This window comes from Luteibacter rhizovicinus DSM 16549 (genome assembly GCF_001887595.1).
GTDB classification, from domain to species: Bacteria; Pseudomonadota; Gammaproteobacteria; order Xanthomonadales; family Rhodanobacteraceae; genus Luteibacter; species Luteibacter rhizovicinus.
Window position 1 is genome coordinate 3,140,359 of record NZ_CP017480.1, and the last position, 16,559, is coordinate 3,156,917.

The following is a 16,559-nucleotide window of genomic DNA, read 5'->3' on the forward strand; positions in this document are numbered from 1 at the left end:
ATGCACACCGGGAAACGTCTCGCCATGCTCAACGCCAAGAACTGCAGGTTCGACATCGGGTCGGGTGGTATCCCTGACATCGTCGCCACGGACGTCGCCGCCGCCCTGGGCATGGTCGCCGCCGGCATTGGCCGCGAGGTGCTGTGCCGCGTCTGGTGGCCCGACGGCGCAAAGCTATCCAAGGACCAGCTAAACGACATGGTCGACGCCCTGATGCGGGACGAGTGGGCAAAGCGCGAAGCGTCAATGCTTGACGGCCTGCTCGCGATCGCGACGCGGGGAAGCCGGGGGCAGGGCGCATACGCCACGGCGCACGCGAACCGCTGGCCTCGCCTGGTCATCACTGAGCGCGGACTCACGACCCTGGCCGAAGGCTATGGCAAGGTCAGGACCGCAGTGCTCAACGAGCTGGCGAGCGCGGGCCTCTGTCCGTACTGCGCCGGTCGCGGCATGACGGCCAACACCATGGGCGTCTACAAGACCTGCGCCGAATGCACGGGCGCTGGCCATCTGCGGCTGAGTGACCGTGGACGTGCCGAGTTGGCCGGGTTCTCGTGGAAGACCTACCGGGAAGGCTGGGCCACGGTCTACGACTGGACATTCCAGCGTTGCACAGATGACCTCCACCAGGCTGAGCGTCAGTTTCAGCACGCGCTCACTTAGCGGCCCTCCCGTCGAGGCATCCGGGGCTGATGTTAGGTGCCTACCGAAACCGCCCTGCGCTAAGATCAGCCACGGGTGAGGTCTGAAACCAAGGGGAAAATTGATGGAACTGACGAACGCACAGCGTCTAGGTCTGGCCATGTTGGCCGAGATCCATACGGCGCTTAATATCCGTGACGGCGTGGATTCGAAGCTCGTGGCGCAGGCGCTATGGAGCAAAAATGATTGGGCGATCAACTGGGAGCATGGCTTCCTCCTCGACGATGAGGAAGCTACGCCTCCCCACGTGTCGCATGTAGTGAGCGTGCTCGACATGTACGACTTCATCGAGCTGAGCTATGCGGATCTCGACGAAGCTGGTAAGGCCGTTGTGGCCGAGGCATATCCATATGGTGAGCCTCGTTTCCCGGGCTTCGACGGCAACGAGGAGGGGGAGTATTACAGCGCAGCCCTTTTTCTCATCGAGACGATGGGAAGGTTTTCCCGTTTCAAGGACCATGACCTGAACTCCCACAGTCCGACCGTCGGCGCGAGCAAGAGGATGATCCGTGCCTTCGAACCTCTTCGCGCGGCCTCGATCAACGTAGCGGGTACGCCCCGTCTGTCTGCCGAAGACATCGCATCAATCATGAAGGCTAGGCACGCTTGACGGCGTTTCGCTACCCATAGTGCCTGCGTCCGAAAGTGGGTGGGTGATGCCCACCCAAAAAATCGATATCCTCGCGCCTAGTGATAGTCACCTTCGAAACCCGGCCCCGTGCCGGGTTTCTTCGTTTTGTGCCCGCCTCCCCTCGGGCGCATCGGCCAGCGCGTTGCTCCCCTCAGCGCGCTGGCCAACCTATTCCGGAGTCTCTGATGGACGCACAGTTGCTGAGCAAGGCGGTAGGTATCTCGCTGCCTCGCGCCAAGCTGTGGATCGGTCCTCTGACCACGGCCATGGACCTCTACGACATCGATTCGGGCTGGCGGGTTTCCGCGTTCCTCGCGCAGGTCGGTCACGAGTCCATGGGGTTTTCTCGAACCAGAGAGATGTGGGGTCCGACAGACCAACAGCGAGGCTATGAGGGCCGCCACGACCTGGGTAACACTCAGCCAGGCGACGGATCTCGATTCATGGGTCGCGGCCTGATCATGATCACAGGCCGTAACAATTACGCCGCTGCCTCGACCGAGTTCGGCGTGGACTTCGTCCATAGCCCGACACTTCTCGAGCGCGAGGACTATGCGTCACTGACAGCCGGCTGGTGGTGGAAGGCTCACCATTGCAATGAGATCGCCGATTCGCGTGACTTCATTGCGCTGACGCGAAAGATCAATGGAGGCTTGACCGGTATCGACGATCGCAAGCTTCGCTGGGAGCGTGCGAAGTTCGAACTGGGTGTTCAGTGAACGAGCTTCCGCCGTCGGCATCGTTCGACTGGATCCGCCTGCTGGCCGTGTCCGCGTTCGCAGCGGTGGGCGGCGCGATCGGTGCGGTGCTACGCGCAATGGATGCACAACAGCCGCTATCGGTCACTCGTGCTGTTATCGAATTCATGGCCGCGGGGTTCGTTGGAGCCTTGAGCGGCCTTCTCTGCTCGGCGTGGGGACTGAGCATCGTGTGGACCGCCTTCATCGCCGGCACATTCGGCATGTTGGGCGCTCGCGCTGCCATCCAAGTGCTACAGCGCTTCGTATGGGCACGGCTCGGGCTTAACCGGAGTTCGCAAGATGGCAATGCTGCTGAGTAGTGCTTGGTCTTACCTGTCCGGTAAGGCCAGGCTTATCGTTGAGTATGTCCTGATCCTCGTGGTCATCATCCTCGGCGTCTACGGGACGATGGCCTACTTCCGCACGAAGTCGCTCACCGAGTCCACGCTCGACCTGAGCCAGAGGCTTGGTCAGGTAAAGGGCACGCTCGACCAGCAGGTCGACGCCAACAAGGACCAGGACAAGGCGATCTCCGAACTTAAGCGCCTTCGAGAGATCGACAGCCAGGCGCTTGATGGGCTGCACAACGAACTGGACAAGGCCGACACCAAGGGCCAAACGCTGCGCGACAAGGTCCGCCAGCTGGAGAAGACCAATGCGGATGCTAAAGCCTTGCTGGACACTGCCGTGCCTGCTGCTGTTGGTTGCGTGCTCGACGGCACGCCCTGCCCAGGATCCAGTAGTAACGTCCCGGACGGTCGTGCAGGTACCCCGTCCCGATGACGCGATGCTCGTGCAGTGCGAGGCACCGGTACTCAAGCCGACGCTATTCGTAGGCGACATCCAAGAGAACCGAACGAGGGCAGTAGTTGCCTTCGATCGATGCGCTGCGCGCATGCGCTGCCTGGTGTGGTGGATCACGTCCGCCAATCATGAGGAACCACCAAACGAGTGCGGCAAGTCCGACTGATGGCGAGGCTAAGGACGCTGGCCAACAGGGTGGCGATGGCGCCGACCAGACAGCCAGCCAACCATCGGTCAGCGGATAGGCGCATGACTGGTCGGGCACTGCAGGAACGTCGACTGCGCATCTGGGCACGTGATCCGCACTGTGCCGACTGCGGACGGCTCGTGGCGATGCACGAGTTCGAGCTCGACCACAAGGTGGCTCTGGTCAATGGCGGTCCCGACGTGGACGACAACTGCCAGGTGCTGTGCATCGGGCCCGATGGATGCCACCACCGGAAGACCCGGGTCGACCTCAGCCGGTGAGGATGAGTGAGAACGAGTCTCATCGCGATGCAGTGCCGACCGAGCGGTCGGCAGGGCAGCAGGCAGCGAGGTCGGTCGATCCGAAACCGACCTATAGGGAGGGGCGGGTCGAAAGTCTGGGCCGATCCGGCCTGGAAACCGACTGTCCTCTCACGCACAGAAAATATCCCCTGTTTGATTAATCGCAGCAGGGGTCGGAAATCAAACGACCCGCGTCCCGCAAGGCTTTGAGGCCATACGGACGCACCGAGGTGATGCATGCCGCGCGGAGGTCCCCGCCCAGGCGCTGGCCGACCGAAGGGCAGCGGCACGAAGGGCAAGAAAGCGTCCGCCCCGAAGGCGGAAACAAAGAAGACGAAGGCCAAGCCCGGGAAGGTGAGAGTTCTTCCGCCTGGGCCGCCGCCAAATGCTGAAGTGTTCGAAGGCGAGGTATTGCCGTCGAACATGAACCCGCTGGAGTACATGCTCCACGTGATGAACAACCGGAAGGCCGAGCCGGAACGGCGCGACAGGATGGCCGTCGCGGCTGCGCCCTACGTCCACGGTAAGAAGGGCGAGCAGGGCAAGAAGGCCGCGAAGGACGACGCCGCTGCCGCAGTCGGCGGCGCTGGAAGGTTCTCCTCCGCGCCTCCGCCGCGCCGAAATAACGTGAACTGATCCGATGGAATGGAGCACGGCGTGTACCGACTGGGCAGAGCGCCTGGTGGCGGGGAAGTCGATCATCCCCGCGCCAATCTTTCCCGACGAGGCCGACCGCGCATTGCGCATCTTCAAGCAGCTCCGCGTCGTGGACTTGCCGGGGAAGCCGACGTTCGGGGAGTGCAGCGACCAGTTCGTCTTCGATTTCGTCGCGGCCATCTTCGGGGCCTACGACGCCGAGACAGGTAAGCAGCTGATCCGCGAGTTCTTCCTTCTGATCAGCAAGAAGAACACGAAGTCGACGGTCGCCGCGGGGATCATGTTGACGGCCGTGATCCTTTGCTGGCGAGAGGATGAGGAGCACCTGATTCTGGCGCCGACGAAGGAGGTCGCGGACAACAGCTTCAAGCCGGCAGCTGGCATGGTCCGCGCGGACGAGGAGCTAAGCGACCTGTTCCACGTTCAGGACCACATCCGAACCATCACGCGCCGCGACTCGAAGGCATCGCTGAAAGTTGTGGCTGCCGACACCGAGACGGTCTCGGGCAAGAAGTCGGGAAAGATCCTGGTCGATGAGCATTGGCTGTTCGGCAAGAAGGCCAACGCACAAGCGATGTTCATGGAAGCCACAGGTGGCCAGGTGTCTCGTGATGAGGGTTGGGTGATCTTCCTCACCACTCAGAGCGACGACCCGCCGGCTGGTGTGTTCAAGGAAAAGCTTCAGTACTACAGGGACGTGCGAGACGGACTGATCGTCGACAAGAAGTCGTTGGGCATCCTCTACGAGTTTCCGCAGGCGATGGTGAAGGCCAAGGCCTATCTCGATCCGAAGAATTTCTACATCACCAACCCGAATCTGGGCCGGTCGGTCAGCGAGGAATGGCTGGGCGACCAGCTGACGAAGAACCTGCCGAAGACGGATGGCTCGCTTCAGCAGTTCCTTGCCAAGCACCTGAACGTCGAGATCGGGCTGAACCTTCGCTCTGACCGATGGACAGGTGCGGACTACTGGGAACAACAGGGGCGCCGCGAGGTGACCCTCGAATACCTCCTGGAATGGGCCGAGGTGATCGACTTCGGCATCGACGGCGGTGGCTTAGATGATCTCCTCGGTGGCGGCGCGATTGGGAGGCACCGAGACACGAAAGAATGGCTGATATGGACCCATGCGTGGGCCCACCCGTCGGTTCTTGAGCGGCGCATGGAGATCGCGCCTGCGCTACGAGACTTCGCGCGGGACGGTCATCTCACCCTGGTGGAGCGAATCGGCGACGACGTCGACGAGCTGGCCGGCTATGTTGCGCGAATTCACGGCGCCGGCCTACTCGACATGGCCGGTGTGGATCCTGCAGGACTTGGCGGCATTCTCGACGCCCTTGAGGCCGCCGGGGTGCCAAAGGACAAGATCGTCGGGATCAGCCAGGGCTGGAAGCTTGGCGGTGCCATTAAAACCCTCGAGCGGAAGCTAGCCGAGGGATCGGCGTGGCACGGGCTGCAACCGATGATGAACTGGTGCGTGGGTAACGCCCGAATCGTCGTCACCAGCAATGCCATCAACATCACGAAGCAGGCTAGCGGTACCGCGAAGATCGATCCGCTGATGGCGGTCTTCAACGCAGCCTCGCTAATGAGCCTGAACCCGGCGGCAAGTGCACCTTCGGTGTACGAAACGCGCGGCATCCGCTTTCTCTGAGGACAGGCATGAGCCTTTTCGATATCTTCCGGCGTCCGGCAGCGCCGGAAGCCTCGCCTGTTCCCGAAGCCTCATCCACGCCCGCGCCCGCGCCTCGCGCCCAGGCTCCGGTCGGGCAAACGTTCGACGGGCTTACTGATCGGGCTCTTCTGGAGTACATCCGGACGGGAGAGCCTGGCGGGACCGGTGGTCGTCATCTGCATTCGCTCCGCAACATGGCGGCACTGCGCTGCGTCTCGTTGCTGAGCCAGATGGTGGGCATGTTGCCCGTGAACCTTCTGGAGAACGGCCCTGACAAGAAATATGCCGAGGATCACCCGGCGTACCGGCTTCTCAAGCTGAAGCCGAACAGCTGGCAGACGCCATTCGAGTTCAAGTCCACCATGCAGATGGTCTGCCTTGAGGAAGGCAACGCCTACGCGCGAGTTATCTGGTCCGCCGGTCGCCCCATCGGGATGATCCCGCTTGCGATCGGATCGACCGTCCCCCGGCTGACCAGCCAGTGGGAGATGGTTTACGACTACACCCGGCCCGACGGCCAACTGGTCACGCTGCCTGCAAATGAGGTCTTCCATCTAAAGGACCTGAGCGTCGATGGCGTGCTCGGGATGTCCCGCATGCGCCTCGCTAAGGACGCTCTCGCGCTGGCGCGGCAAGCGGAGGCCGCAGCAGACCGCCTTTTGCGCACCGGCGTCATGGCAGGCGGCGCGATCGAGTCGCCGAACGCGCTGAGCGAACAGGCGTACTCGCGCATGAAGGCATCTCTCGAAAGCGATTACGCCGGCGCTGAGAACAACGGCAAGTGGATGCTGATCGAGGAAGGGGCCAAGGCCAACCAGTTCGGATCTACCGCTCGTGATGGTCAGCATATCGAGAACCGCAACGCCCAGATCGAGGAGGTCGCGCGGGCATTCGGCATCCCCCGCCCGCTACTGATGATGGACGACACGAGCTGGGGCTCAGGCATCAAGGAACTGAACAAGTTCTTCGTGAGCTACGGCCTCGGGCCGTGGTTCACCAGCTGGGAGCAGGCAGCCGCGCGCGTCTTCCTACCTGGCAAAGATCTGGACAAATACACGTTCAAGTTCAACGCGAACGCTCTGCTGCGTGGAACGCCTGAAGAACAGGCCGATTACATCGCCAAATCTCTTGGCGCTGGTGGCCAGGCGCCATGGCAGACGCAGAACGAAGCGCGCGAGACATTGGACCTGCCGCGTTCGAACGACCCGAACGCGGACCTTCTCCGCAACCCCATGACCCAACCGAGGACCGGCGATGAGCCTCCTGCAGCTGCCTGAAATCCGGGCCGACATGAGCCTGGCCGAAGTGAACTTCGACCTTCGTCCGGATGCCATCGAGCACTGGGAGCCCGAGCTACAGGCGGCTGCTGGTGATCCGTCGACCTCGATTTCCATCTATGGCCCGATCGGCGCAACGATGGACGGATCCGGTGTGACGGCGCGAGGAATAGCCGCTGCACTTCGTAGCATCGGTGCCAAGGATGTGACGGTTAACGTCAACTCGCCCGGCGGCAATTACTTCGAGGGCGTCGCGATCTACAACCTGTTGCGTCAGCACCAGGGCAAGGTCACCTTCAATGTCCTCGGTATGGCAGCCTCCGCAGCATCCCTCGCAGTGATGGCTGGCGATGACATCCTGATGGGTACCGGTGCGCGCCTGATGATCCACAACGCCTGGGGCGTTGCTGTCGGCAACCGCCATGATCTGGCCGCTGCGGCCGCGCAGATGGCCCCACTCGATGCTGACATGGCTAAGGCTTATGCAAGCCGCAGTGGCTTGCCGCCGGAGCGCATAGCCGTGCTGATGGACGACGAGACGTGGCTGTCCGCAGACGACGCTATCGGGCAGGGCTTCGCCACTGGTCACCTTGATTCGGCCAAGGTTGGCCACGACCGCGAGACAGGCGGAAGCCGGAAGGCCCTCGCCATGGTTGAGAGCGCCATGGCCCGCGCCGGCTATTCGCGCAGCTCCCGCCGCGAGGCCTTCAAATCCCTTTTTACCGGCACGCCGAGCGCTGCCGAACCTGCCATGCCGAGCGCTGGCGCCGACCTCGCAGCTTCGCTGCGGACGACTCTCCACACACTCAAAGGCACCAACGCATGAACATGAAGCACAAGATCACCCGCGGCCTTCTGGCCGTGCGCGCCGACGCCACCGGCGGCGGCGAGGTCAAGGCCCTCGTAAACGAACTGAACCAGGCTTTCGCCGCGTTCAAGGCTGAGCACACGAAGCAGCTCGACGATATCCGCCAGGGTCAGGCAGACGCACTGCAGGCCCTTAAGGTCGACAAGATCAATGCCGACATCGATCGCCTGCAGGCTGCTGTCGATACCGCGAACACGCAGCTCGCCGCCGCGCAGATGGGCGCTGGTGGCGACGGTCGAAAGCTGCGCGATGCGGACTACAGCGCAGCGTTCCAGGCGCATTTCCGCAAGGGCGCTGTCGAAGCTTCGATGTCGAAGGGCTCGGCACCGGACGGTGGCTACACCGCTCCTGTTGAGTGGGACCGCACCATCACGGACAAGCTGGTGCTGGTGTCGCCGATGCGTCAGGTCGCGCGCGTCCAGTCCATCTCGGGGAATAGCTTCACCAAGCTGTTCAACAAGCGCGGCACGGCCTCCGGCTGGGTCGGTGAGACGGATGCCCGCCCGGCTACCGCTGGCTCGCAGTTCGGATCGCTGCAGTACGATACCGGCGAGATCTACGCGAACCCGGCGGCCACCCAGCAGCTTCTCGACGACTCCGAGGTGGATATCGAAGCGTGGATCGCTGGCGAGGTGGAGCTCGAGTTTGCGCACCAGGAAGGTCTGGCGTTCATCTCGGGTGACGGCACGAACGGTCGGCCGACCGGCTTCCTCACCTACGTCACCGGTGCGGCGAATGCCGCGAAGCACCCCCTCGGTGCGATCGGCCTGGTGAATACCGGCGCAGCCGCGGCCATCACAGCGGATTCCCTCATCGACCTGGTGTACGCCGTGCCGAGCGCCTACCGCGGTGCTGCGCGGTTCCTGATGAACAACACCACCCAGGGCATCGTGCGCAAGCTCAAGGATGGCCAGGGCAACTACCTGTGGCAGCCCTCGACGGTTGCCGGCCAGCCGGCGACGCTCAACGGCTATGCGCTGACCGAGATGCCGGACATGCCGGATGTCGCGGCGAACTCCATGCCGATCTCGTTCGGCGACTTCAATCGGGGCTACCTGGTCATCGACCGCAAGGGCGTGACCGTGCTGCGTGACCCGTTCACCAACAAGCCGTTCGTGCAGTTCTACACGACCAAGCGCGTTGGCGGCGGGCTTCTCGACCCGACGCCGATCAAGGTCCTGAAGGTCTCGGTGTAAGCCACCAACCACGAACCACCAACTACGGGGCCGGAGGGTCCGTCCCCGTTCGGAGAAGCGCATGGCAAAGTTCACGAAGTCCTTCCGTGGCGTTAAGAACGGCGAGATCTATCCCACCGATTTCGTCCAGGGGGACGATTGCCCGAAGGAGCTGGAGGCCGGTGCTAAGGCATGCGGTGCGCTCAACGGCGCCGTCCAGCTGACCGCAGGCGAGCAGTTTGTGTCGGGCAAGGCCGCAGACGTTATCGCGAGCCTGAATGACGAGAAGGATGTTGACCTCCTCAAGGAGGCTCTCGCGGCCGAGGCTGGAGGCCAGCGTTCGCGACAGACAGTGGTGGATGCGATAACCGCAGCGATCGCAGTCCTCTCGCAGGACTGATCATGGGCCTGATCACGATTGAGCAGGCGCGCGCACACTGCCGCGCCGACGCCGATGTCCCGGATGGGCAGCTTCAGCCTTACATCGACGGCGCGGAAAGCGCGGCGTGCGCCTACCTCAATCGCGCTTTGTTCGGCACGCAAGCCGACCTTGACGCTGCCCTGGACGGTCTACCGGCCAAGGCTGCGGCAGCAGCGCAGAATTATGCCGATGCCGTGGAAGCAGCCGCAGGCATCGTTGACGATGACCAGCGCCGCGTGACACTTGAGGTCGCCAGTTTGCGGAAGAGCACCGCCGCGGCAGCCGCCACGCGCGTCATGAACGGCATCGTCGCGGCGCCGAGTGTCGTCAGTGCCATCTTGCTGACTCTCGGCGCCCTCTACTCGAACCGTGAGGCGGTGATCGTGGGTCTGCAAGTGGCTGAGTTGCCCCTCGGCGCCTGCGAGCTTCTCCGGCCCTATCGCTTGGTCATGATGCCGTGAGCCTTGCCGCTGGTTCATTGAACCGTCAGATCAGGGTCCAGAAGAAGATCGACGGCCACGACGCCGCCGGCCAGCCCACGAAGGTGTGGGCAGACTTCCTGTCGACGTGGGCGAATGTGAGGGGCCAGACCGGCGTTGGCACGATTGTCGGGGCCCAGGGCGACATTGCCTCGGCGGTTACGCAGTACAGCTTCCGAATCCGCTATCGGGCGGGCCTCGATGCTGGGATGCGCGTGCTGCTGGGTGGAACCCCGTATGACATCACGTCCGTACAGATGGACGAAGACCGTCGCGAGTGGACCGACCTGGTCTGCAACCGAGGAGCGAACGATGGCTGACCAGCATATCCACACCCCTGACGACGGCCGCGGCCATCGCCAGGTGTACGTCAATGGTAAGCCGATGAAGCGCGTCGTCTACGCGGACACCCGTCGCGGCATCGTGCGTTACGTACCGGAGCCGCCAAGGGCGAACAAGCGCGGAGACGGCGTCATCGAGCGTACGCGCCGCGGCAAGGTCGAAGTGAAGACGATCGATGGCTGAGGGCTTCCAGGCGAAGGCGGACACGAGTAGCGCCTTCTCGGGTCTCGACCGACTCACAGGCCCGATCGCGACCAAGCTCGCGCGGTCGATGGGCGTTGCCAGCGGCACGGTGTATCGAGACGAAGCGAAACTGCTGGCCCCTAAGGACGATGGCCTGCTGGCAAGCTCGATCTACCTCGCCTATAAGGACAATCGCTCCAACGACGACAGCGTCACGTACTCGATTACGTGGAATGCGAAGAAGGCGCCTCACGGTCACCTTCAGGAGTTCGGGCACTGGCAGACCCATGTGACCTACAAGGGTTCCGACGGCCACTGGTACACGCTTCCCAACGTTCCGTTGGCTCAGCCGCGGTGGGTGCCCGCCCATCCGTTTCTGCGGCCAGCCTTCGATATGGCGCGGGAGCGCGCACAGCAAGCGGCAATAGCGCGCGGTCGAGAACGTCTTCCCGAGCTGCTCCGCGACACCTATCAACCACCCGACGACGACTTCGTATGAGCCTGGAAGAGAGCCTATTCGCGCTACTCGGGCCGCTCGTCGCAGGGCGCTGCACGCCAGATGTCACGGACGACAACCCCGTCTATCCGCTGATCGTCTACCAAGGTGCTGGTGGCCAAGCCATCGACTACGCCGACCAGACGCCGGCTGACAAGGACAACGCCAGAGTTCAGGTCTGGGTGTGGTGCCTCACCCGCCTGGAGGCGAGCGCGCTCTCGCGGCAAGTGCGCGACGTTTTGCTGGCGAGCAACCTGACCGTGAAGACCCTCGGCGCCGCCGTTCCCGACACCAACGCCGTCCTGAAGCTTTACGGGGCTCGCACCGATTTCAGCATCTGGTATCCGCGCACGTAGCGGCGACCTAACAGCAGCACCACCGGCCGCCGTAGGGCGGTTTTTTCTTGCCCGCCGTTTGGCGGCGAACCAACCCACCGTCAAACTCAGAGGACTCACACATGAGCCTGAAATTCCCCAACGGCGCCGTTTTCGGTATCTCGACCGCGATCGCCGTAGCCATCGCCGCCACTGCTGTCTCGAACGCGAATCCCGCTGTGGCCACGGTCCCGACCGGCTCGATCGATGAGGGTGATGTCCTCGTCCTCCTCTCCGACTGGGTCGACGCCAACAACACCGCCGTAGAGGCAGGCGCCGTCACCGTGGGCGCAAGCGATACCGTGAAACTCCTCGGTTTCGACTCGACCGACGTCTCCGCCTTCGAAGCCGGCAAGGCCAATGCTCGCTTGGCTGTCGCGTCTGGCTTCGTCGACTTCAGCCAGCAGGGCGACGTCTCCACCAGTGGCGGCGACCAGCAGTTCTGGACCGGCCAGTTCCTCGAGGCTGCCCGGCAAATCAGCGTCCCGACCGTGAAGAATGCGAAGGTCTTCACCATCCCGCTCTTCTTCGATCCGAAGCTGCCGTGGTACGCCGCAGCAAAATCGGCAGACCGCAAGCGTGAACCGCTCGTCCTTCGTTGCAAACTTCCCGACGGCGACGTCATCTATCGCTACGGCTACCTGTCGTTTGACGCCGATCCGACCACGGCGGCCAACACCCCGATGGGCAATACGGCGACGTTCACTGCGCTCGGTGACTCCGTCCTGGTGGAGGCTGCAGCTTGAGCCTCAAGAAGGGCGCGGGCCCGAAACTGATCCCGGCCACCCTGACGATCACCGGACAGGGATCGTCCGACAAGCTCGACGTGACCTACCACAACCGTAAGCAGTCGGAGATCCGCGAGCGCGTCGATAGCGGCGTCACCCTGGCTGCTCTGGTCGCATTCGTCGTCGAGTCCTGGGCGGCTGACTTCGCGCTCACGGAAGAGGGGGTTATCGAGTTCGAGGACGAATATCCCGGCATCGTCGGCGCGGTGATGGAGGGTTTCCACACCTCGCGCCGGAAGGAGCTCGAAAAAAACTGATTGCCGCCACTCGGGCGCTTTACTGGAAGCGCCCGAGCGAGGCGGAGCTCGCGGGCACCGGCCTGAAACCCAAACACTACACCGAGCCTGACGTCCATGTCTGGCCCGAGGCGTGGGACGCCATCCAGTTCTTCACCAGGGTCTTGCGCCAATGGCGCGTGGGCCAGGGTGGCGCTTACGCGCTCGATTACCTCGTCGTGTTCCACGAACTCGACCGCCTGAACCTTCCCCCCGATCGCTACGACGAGATGCTCGCGCAACTGCGGGTCATCGAAGACGCGGCACTCGAAGTTATCCACAAGGACTGAGCAGTGACCGACCAAGAAAGCATTGGCACCGCCCGAATCGACGTCACGGTTAATACCGCGACGATGGATGTCGGGGTCGACACCGCCAAGCGGAAGGTTTCTGGTCTTGGCGCCGAAGCGGCAGCGCAGTTCGACAAGGCGAATGCCAGCACGAAGCGGTACGCCGATAGCCTGCTTCGCCAGGCGGACATGCTTGGCAAGACGCGGGCTGAGCAGATTGCATACAACGCCCAGATGAAAATCGGCGGCGATCTTGGCGACCAGATCGCCAAGAAGGCCCTCGCCAATCAGGCGGCCCTGACGAAGGCGACTGACGACTACGTCATGAGTGACAAGGCGCGCGCGGCAGCGATGCGCGGGGTGCCTGCCCAGGTTACCGACATCGTTTCCGGCCTTGCGACGGGCCAGCGCCCGCTCTCTGTGCTTCTGCAGCAGGGTGGCCAGCTTAAAGACATGTTTGGGGGTGTCGTGCCCGCCGCGAAGGCGCTGGGTGCGTCCGTCCTCGGGCTGATTAACCCGGTCACGCTCCTCGGCGGTGCGGCTGTCGCCCTCTTCGCCGCGTGGAAGGGTGGAAGTGACGAACAGACCGCCTTTCAGAAGGCGATCATCAACACAGGCAACTACGCTAACACCACTGCGCAGCAGCTGCAGGCGATGGCCGCCGACCTAGGCGGGTCCAATGGCAAACAGCACGAGGCTGCCGGTGTCCTCGCCGAGGTGGCCGGATCGGGCAAATTCACGTCTGAGCAGCTTCGCCTGGTGGCATCGGCAGCCGTGGCCGCCGGCGATGGGGCAAGCGACCTCGTAGCGCAGTTCGCGAAGCTCGGCGATGCGCCCGTAAAGGCATCGGTTGAGCTCAATTCGACCATGCACTACCTGACGGCCTCGACTTACGACCAGATCAAGTCGCTGGAGGACCAGGGCCGCACGCAAGAAGCGGCCACTCTGGCGATGCAGACGTACAGCGCGGCCGTCATCAGCCGCACCAATGATGTAAAGGCGAACCTCGGCCTGCTGGAGAAGTCTTGGGCGGGCATTACCGGCGCGGCAAGGACCGCGTGGGACACGATGATGGACGTTGGTCGCCCTCAGAGCGACCAGGCGAAGTTCGACGTCCTGTTCCAGAACCGCGATGCGGCGAAGACCCTCATTGACCGCGGCAAGGGCAGCATGAACTTCCTGGGCAAGACGGCCCAGCAGTACTACGACGACGCCACGAAAGAGCTCGGCGCGATGCAGGATGCCAACGTCGCAGCTCAGAAAAAGGCCTCGCAGCAGGCGAACCTTCAGCAGGCCAATGACGCGGCCATCTCGCTGTCGCAGCAGGCGCAGCAGTACGAATCCGACGAGACGAAGCGTGCGCGCGAGATTGCGGCTATCCATCAGCAGGCCAATGACGCGATCGCGAAGGCAAACCTGGTAGGCGACAAGGCCCTGGCGGACAAGATTCGGGCAAGCGAAGCAGCCGCAGTCGCCGGGATCCAGTCCCGCGCGCCGAAGGATAAGGAAAAGGATCTGACGATTGACCTTTCCTCGGTTTGGAAGGACATGACTGACCAGATCGAAAAGAACATTTCGGCCGACAAGAAGGAGATCGAGCAGCGTGCGCGGGCGACCATCGAGCTCAATTCCTACCGCGAGGCGATGGAGCAGCGCCTCAAGACCGACAAGCAGGCCCTGGACCTTCAGGTGCAGAGCCTGGGTATGGGGCAGCACCAGATTGATCTCCAGCGGCAGCTTCTGGACGTCCAGAAGGACGCCGACCGTGACCTTGCCAAGCTCAACGAACCGTCGAACCGACGCACACTGACTGACGACGAGTACCAGTCGCGTCTCCAGGCGATCAAGGAGTATGAGGATCAGCGCACCCAGCTGATCTACGACGCCGATGCGAAGGTTCAGGCGGCGCGGGGTGACTGGACCAACGGCGCGAAGCGCGCGATTGCGGATATTCAGTACGACGCTTCTGACACGGCGGCCAGCGTAGGCAACCTGGTCCAGAGTACCTATGGGAGCTTGTCGGACTTCATCGTCAACGCGGCGACCACTGGCAAGGCCAGCATCAAGGACCTGGTGTCGTCGATCCTGAAGGAAGTGGCTCGCCTCGAAGCCAACAAGGCTGCGGCATCGCTGCTTAGCTATGGCATCAGCTACCTGACCGGAAGCGGCTATGGCGGCACGGGTGGGAGCGGCGGTGTCGACTACAACTCGTCTGGCTTCGTCTCTCACGTGTACGCGAAGGGTGGGGTCGTCGACGGCGCTGCTCTCTCGAGCTATTCGAACAGCATCGTCGATCGCCCGACGACCTTCGCCTTCGCCCGAGGTGCAGGCCTGATGGGCGAGGCCGGCCCCGAGGCGATCATCCCACTCACGCGGACTGCCGACGGCAAGCTCGGCGTCAAGCAGGTCGGTGGCGGCGGAAGCGCCGGGGATGGGGTGAGCGTCAGTGTTGTCGTGAACGCGGATGGCAGCAGCGATGTCTCCACACAGGGCGATGACGCGCGCTTCGGCCAGCAGCTCGGCGACGCCATCAAGGCCACGGTGAAACAGGAACTGGCCATGGCAATGCGGCCCGGCGGCGCACTGTGGCGGAGGCAGCCGGCATGACCGATACCTTCACCTGGGCGACCCAGGCTGGGAACACCGGAACGGAGACAGGATCAGTCCTTGAAAGCAAGTATGGCGACGGATATCGGGCCATCGTCGCCAATGGCATCGATCCTCTGTCGCGCTCGTGGCCGTTCGCCTGGACAGGCCGGTGGCAGGACGTTTTCGCCATGCGCGACTTTCTCCGCGCACACATCGGGGTCCCGTTTTACTGGACCGCACCACGAGACGTGCAGCAGCTCTATACCTGCAAGGATTGGCAGGTTCGCGACGTTGGCGGCCCGGTTTACACCATCTCGGGCACGTTCGAGCAGTTCAACGCGTCATGACGATCTTTGCCGACATTCAGACCCTTTCGCCTGGTGCTTGGGTGGAGCTGTTCGAGATCGACGCGCGTTCGATCACTGGTGGCGGAGCTGGCGACATCCTCCGCTTCCACGGCTATACCCGGGTAGGCCAGATTTTCTGGCAGGGGAACGCATACGACCCCTGGCCGATCACGACCCAGGGCTTCAAGGTGGATCCAGATCAGCCGCCCGTGCCGACTCTGTCCGCGGGCAACATCAACGGTCGCATGACGGCCCTTTGCCTCGCCTTCCAAGACCTTGTGGGCGCTCGGCTGACGCGCCGCCGCACGCTGGGTAAGTACCTCGACGCCGTCAACTTCCCCGAAGGGAACCCGACCGCCGACCCGGAGCAGGAGATTCCACCTGAGCTGTGGTTCATCGAGCGAAGGTCGGCTGAGGATTCAACTCAGGTCACGTGGGAGCTAGCGAGCCCGATGGACTTCGGCGGCCGTCAGTTGCCGGCACGACAGATCATCGCGAACGTGTGCAGCTGGCTGATCAAGGGTGGCTATCGCGGCCCCTACTGCGGGTACACAGGCCCCGCAGTAGCCCAGGCAGACGACACGCCTACCGACGATCCGGTGCTCGATGCCTGCGGTGGCCGCCTGAGGTCCTGTCGCCTGCGCTTCGGCGAGAACAACGAACTTCCCTATGGCTCGTACCCGGCAGCAACGTTGATTAAGTGATGAAACTAACGACGCAAGACGACATCCACGCGCACGCGCTGGCCGAGTACCCGCGGGAGTCCTGCGGTGTCATCGTGGTTCGGAAGGGCCGTGAACGGTACATAGCCTGTCAAAATATAGCTGAGACGCCCTCTGATCACTTCCGTCTGTCCCCGCAGGACGTCGCGGCGGCTGAAGGTGAGGGTGAGCTTACGGCGGTCGTCCACTCGCATCCGAATGTAGCGGCGCGGCCGTCGGAGGCTGACCTGGTAGG

Annotated in this window: 23 protein-coding genes and 1 pseudogene; all 24 read left to right on the forward strand. The window is 63.1% G+C overall.

Going from position 1 to position 16,559, the window contains the following annotated elements; all coding sequences use genetic code 11:
- A complete protein-coding gene (locus tag BJI69_RS14350) occupies positions 1-663 on the forward strand; it encodes a hypothetical protein (protein ID WP_052767013.1) in 663 nt (220 codons plus the stop codon).
- A gap of 103 nt (positions 664-766) precedes the next feature.
- Positions 767-1,312 carry a YfbU family protein gene (locus tag BJI69_RS14355; protein ID WP_046966055.1) on the forward strand — a complete coding sequence of 182 codons (546 nt, stop codon included), beginning with the start codon at positions 767-769 and terminating at the stop codon, positions 1,310-1,312.
- Between the two features lie 206 nt (positions 1,313-1,518).
- The gene (locus BJI69_RS14360; RefSeq protein ID WP_046966054.1) at positions 1,519-2,052 is read left to right on the forward strand and encodes a glycoside hydrolase family 19 protein; all 534 of its coding nucleotides are present in this window, start codon (positions 1,519-1,521) and stop codon (positions 2,050-2,052) included.
- Positions 2,049-2,393: a phage holin family protein gene (locus BJI69_RS14365; RefSeq protein WP_052767012.1), complete on the forward strand. Its 345-nt coding sequence runs from the start codon at positions 2,049-2,051 to the stop codon at positions 2,391-2,393. The genes BJI69_RS14360 and BJI69_RS14365 overlap by 4 nt, the downstream gene beginning before the upstream one ends.
- Positions 2,374-2,856: a hypothetical protein gene (locus tag BJI69_RS14370; protein WP_046966053.1), complete on the forward strand. Its 483-nt coding sequence runs from the start codon at positions 2,374-2,376 to the stop codon at positions 2,854-2,856. Before BJI69_RS14365 ends, BJI69_RS14370 begins: the two co-directional genes overlap by 20 nt.
- Before the next feature lie 270 nt (positions 2,857-3,126).
- Entirely contained in the window at positions 3,127-3,345 is a 219-nt protein-coding gene (locus BJI69_RS14375; RefSeq protein WP_211258453.1) for an HNH endonuclease, read from the forward strand.
- Between the two features lie 444 nt (positions 3,346-3,789).
- Complete coding sequence (locus BJI69_RS22345) at positions 3,790-4,002, forward strand: hypothetical protein (protein ID WP_154670749.1); 213 nt, start codon at positions 3,790-3,792, stop codon at positions 4,000-4,002.
- A 4-nt stretch (positions 4,003-4,006) separates the two neighbouring features.
- Positions 4,007-5,677 (forward strand): terminase large subunit, encoded by a 1,671-nt coding sequence (locus BJI69_RS14385; protein ID WP_046966051.1) that lies wholly within the window; start codon positions 4,007-4,009, stop codon positions 5,675-5,677.
- A gap of 8 nt (positions 5,678-5,685) precedes the next feature.
- Positions 5,686-6,975, forward strand: a complete 1,290-nt coding sequence (locus BJI69_RS14390; RefSeq protein WP_046966050.1) for a phage portal protein — start codon at positions 5,686-5,688, stop codon at positions 6,973-6,975.
- 13 nt (positions 6,976-6,988) lie between these two features.
- Positions 6,989-7,801 (forward strand): head maturation protease, ClpP-related, encoded by an 813-nt coding sequence (locus tag BJI69_RS14395; RefSeq protein ID WP_244465192.1) that lies wholly within the window; start codon positions 6,989-6,991, stop codon positions 7,799-7,801.
- Complete coding sequence (locus BJI69_RS14400) at positions 7,798-9,039, forward strand: phage major capsid protein (protein WP_211258452.1); 1,242 nt, start codon at positions 7,798-7,800, stop codon at positions 9,037-9,039. Before BJI69_RS14395 ends, BJI69_RS14400 begins: the two co-directional genes overlap by 4 nt.
- 61 nt (positions 9,040-9,100) lie before the next feature.
- Entirely contained in the window at positions 9,101-9,418 is a 318-nt protein-coding gene (locus BJI69_RS14405; RefSeq protein ID WP_046966048.1) for a hypothetical protein, read from the forward strand.
- 2 nt (positions 9,419-9,420) lie between these two features.
- Positions 9,421-9,900 carry a head-tail connector protein gene (locus BJI69_RS14410; protein WP_046966047.1) on the forward strand — a complete coding sequence of 160 codons (480 nt, stop codon included), beginning with the start codon at positions 9,421-9,423 and terminating at the stop codon, positions 9,898-9,900.
- The gene (locus BJI69_RS14415; protein WP_046966046.1) at positions 9,897-10,238 is read left to right on the forward strand and encodes a phage head closure protein; all 342 of its coding nucleotides are present in this window, start codon (positions 9,897-9,899) and stop codon (positions 10,236-10,238) included. The genes BJI69_RS14410 and BJI69_RS14415 overlap by 4 nt, the downstream gene beginning before the upstream one ends.
- Positions 10,231-10,443, forward strand: coding sequence for a hypothetical protein (locus BJI69_RS14420; protein WP_046966045.1), 213 nt, complete (start codon positions 10,231-10,233; stop codon positions 10,441-10,443). The genes BJI69_RS14415 and BJI69_RS14420 overlap by 8 nt, the downstream gene beginning before the upstream one ends.
- Entirely contained in the window at positions 10,436-10,942 is a 507-nt protein-coding gene (locus BJI69_RS14425) for an HK97 gp10 family phage protein (RefSeq protein ID WP_046966044.1), read from the forward strand. The genes BJI69_RS14420 and BJI69_RS14425 overlap by 8 nt, the downstream gene beginning before the upstream one ends.
- Positions 10,939-11,295, forward strand: coding sequence for a tail completion protein gp17 (gene gp17 / locus BJI69_RS14430; RefSeq protein ID WP_046966043.1), 357 nt, complete (start codon positions 10,939-10,941; stop codon positions 11,293-11,295). Before BJI69_RS14425 ends, gp17 begins: the two co-directional genes overlap by 4 nt.
- A gap of 101 nt (positions 11,296-11,396) precedes the next feature.
- Positions 11,397-12,059 carry a phage tail tube protein gene (locus BJI69_RS14435; RefSeq protein ID WP_046966042.1) on the forward strand — a complete coding sequence of 221 codons (663 nt, stop codon included), beginning with the start codon at positions 11,397-11,399 and terminating at the stop codon, positions 12,057-12,059.
- The gene (locus BJI69_RS14440; protein WP_046966041.1) at positions 12,056-12,358 is read left to right on the forward strand and encodes a phage tail assembly chaperone; all 303 of its coding nucleotides are present in this window, start codon (positions 12,056-12,058) and stop codon (positions 12,356-12,358) included. Before BJI69_RS14435 ends, BJI69_RS14440 begins: the two co-directional genes overlap by 4 nt.
- Before the next feature lie 62 nt (positions 12,359-12,420).
- A complete protein-coding gene (locus tag BJI69_RS14445) occupies positions 12,421-12,666 on the forward strand; it encodes a DUF1799 domain-containing protein (protein ID WP_046966040.1) in 246 nt (81 codons plus the stop codon).
- A gap of 3 nt (positions 12,667-12,669) precedes the next feature.
- Positions 12,670-15,273, forward strand: coding sequence for a phage tail tape measure protein (locus BJI69_RS14450; protein WP_046966039.1), 2,604 nt, complete (start codon positions 12,670-12,672; stop codon positions 15,271-15,273).
- Positions 15,270-15,602, forward strand: a complete 333-nt coding sequence (locus tag BJI69_RS14455) for a phage tail protein (RefSeq protein WP_046966141.1) — start codon at positions 15,270-15,272, stop codon at positions 15,600-15,602. Before BJI69_RS14450 ends, BJI69_RS14455 begins: the two co-directional genes overlap by 4 nt.
- On the forward strand, positions 15,599-16,306 hold the full coding sequence (locus tag BJI69_RS14460; protein ID WP_046966038.1) for a phage minor tail protein L: 708 nt from the start codon (positions 15,599-15,601) through the stop codon (positions 16,304-16,306). Before BJI69_RS14455 ends, BJI69_RS14460 begins: the two co-directional genes overlap by 4 nt.
- Positions 16,306-16,539, forward strand: a pseudogene (locus BJI69_RS22915) (C40 family peptidase); the annotation flags it as partial. The gene BJI69_RS14460 and the pseudogene BJI69_RS22915, both read left to right, overlap by 1 nt.
- Positions 16,540-16,559: the final 20 nt, after the last annotated feature.

Excerpts from the sequence above, each read along its gene's own strand:
- BJI69_RS14350 (WP_052767013.1), top strand. The coding sequence starts at position 1 with ATGCACACCGGGAAACGTCTCGCCATGCTCAACGCCAAGAACTGCAGG.
- BJI69_RS14355 (WP_046966055.1), top strand. The coding sequence starts at position 767 with ATGGAACTGACGAACGCACAGCGTCTAGGTCTGGCCATGTTGGCCGAG.
- BJI69_RS14360 (WP_046966054.1), top strand. The coding sequence starts at position 1,519 with ATGGACGCACAGTTGCTGAGCAAGGCGGTAGGTATCTCGCTGCCTCGC.
- BJI69_RS14370 (WP_046966053.1), top strand. The coding sequence starts at position 2,374 with ATGGCAATGCTGCTGAGTAGTGCTTGGTCTTACCTGTCCGGTAAGGCC.
- BJI69_RS14375 (WP_211258453.1), top strand. The coding sequence starts at position 3,127 with ATGACTGGTCGGGCACTGCAGGAACGTCGACTGCGCATCTGGGCACGT.
- BJI69_RS22345 (WP_154670749.1), top strand. The coding sequence starts at position 3,790 with ATGAACCCGCTGGAGTACATGCTCCACGTGATGAACAACCGGAAGGCC.
- BJI69_RS14385 (WP_046966051.1), top strand. The coding sequence starts at position 4,007 with ATGGAATGGAGCACGGCGTGTACCGACTGGGCAGAGCGCCTGGTGGCG.
- BJI69_RS14390 (WP_046966050.1), top strand. The coding sequence starts at position 5,686 with ATGAGCCTTTTCGATATCTTCCGGCGTCCGGCAGCGCCGGAAGCCTCG.
- BJI69_RS14395 (WP_244465192.1), top strand. The coding sequence starts at position 6,989 with ATGAGCCTGGCCGAAGTGAACTTCGACCTTCGTCCGGATGCCATCGAG.
- BJI69_RS14400 (WP_211258452.1), top strand. The coding sequence starts at position 7,798 with ATGAACATGAAGCACAAGATCACCCGCGGCCTTCTGGCCGTGCGCGCC.
- BJI69_RS14405 (WP_046966048.1), top strand. The coding sequence starts at position 9,101 with ATGGCAAAGTTCACGAAGTCCTTCCGTGGCGTTAAGAACGGCGAGATC.
- BJI69_RS14410 (WP_046966047.1), top strand. The coding sequence starts at position 9,421 with ATGGGCCTGATCACGATTGAGCAGGCGCGCGCACACTGCCGCGCCGAC.
- BJI69_RS14420 (WP_046966045.1), top strand. The coding sequence starts at position 10,231 with ATGGCTGACCAGCATATCCACACCCCTGACGACGGCCGCGGCCATCGC.
- BJI69_RS14425 (WP_046966044.1), top strand. The coding sequence starts at position 10,436 with ATGGCTGAGGGCTTCCAGGCGAAGGCGGACACGAGTAGCGCCTTCTCG.
- gp17 (WP_046966043.1), top strand. The coding sequence starts at position 10,939 with ATGAGCCTGGAAGAGAGCCTATTCGCGCTACTCGGGCCGCTCGTCGCA.
- BJI69_RS14435 (WP_046966042.1), top strand. The coding sequence starts at position 11,397 with ATGAGCCTGAAATTCCCCAACGGCGCCGTTTTCGGTATCTCGACCGCG.
- BJI69_RS14455 (WP_046966141.1), top strand. The coding sequence starts at position 15,270 with ATGACCGATACCTTCACCTGGGCGACCCAGGCTGGGAACACCGGAACG.
- BJI69_RS14460 (WP_046966038.1), top strand. The coding sequence starts at position 15,599 with ATGACGATCTTTGCCGACATTCAGACCCTTTCGCCTGGTGCTTGGGTG.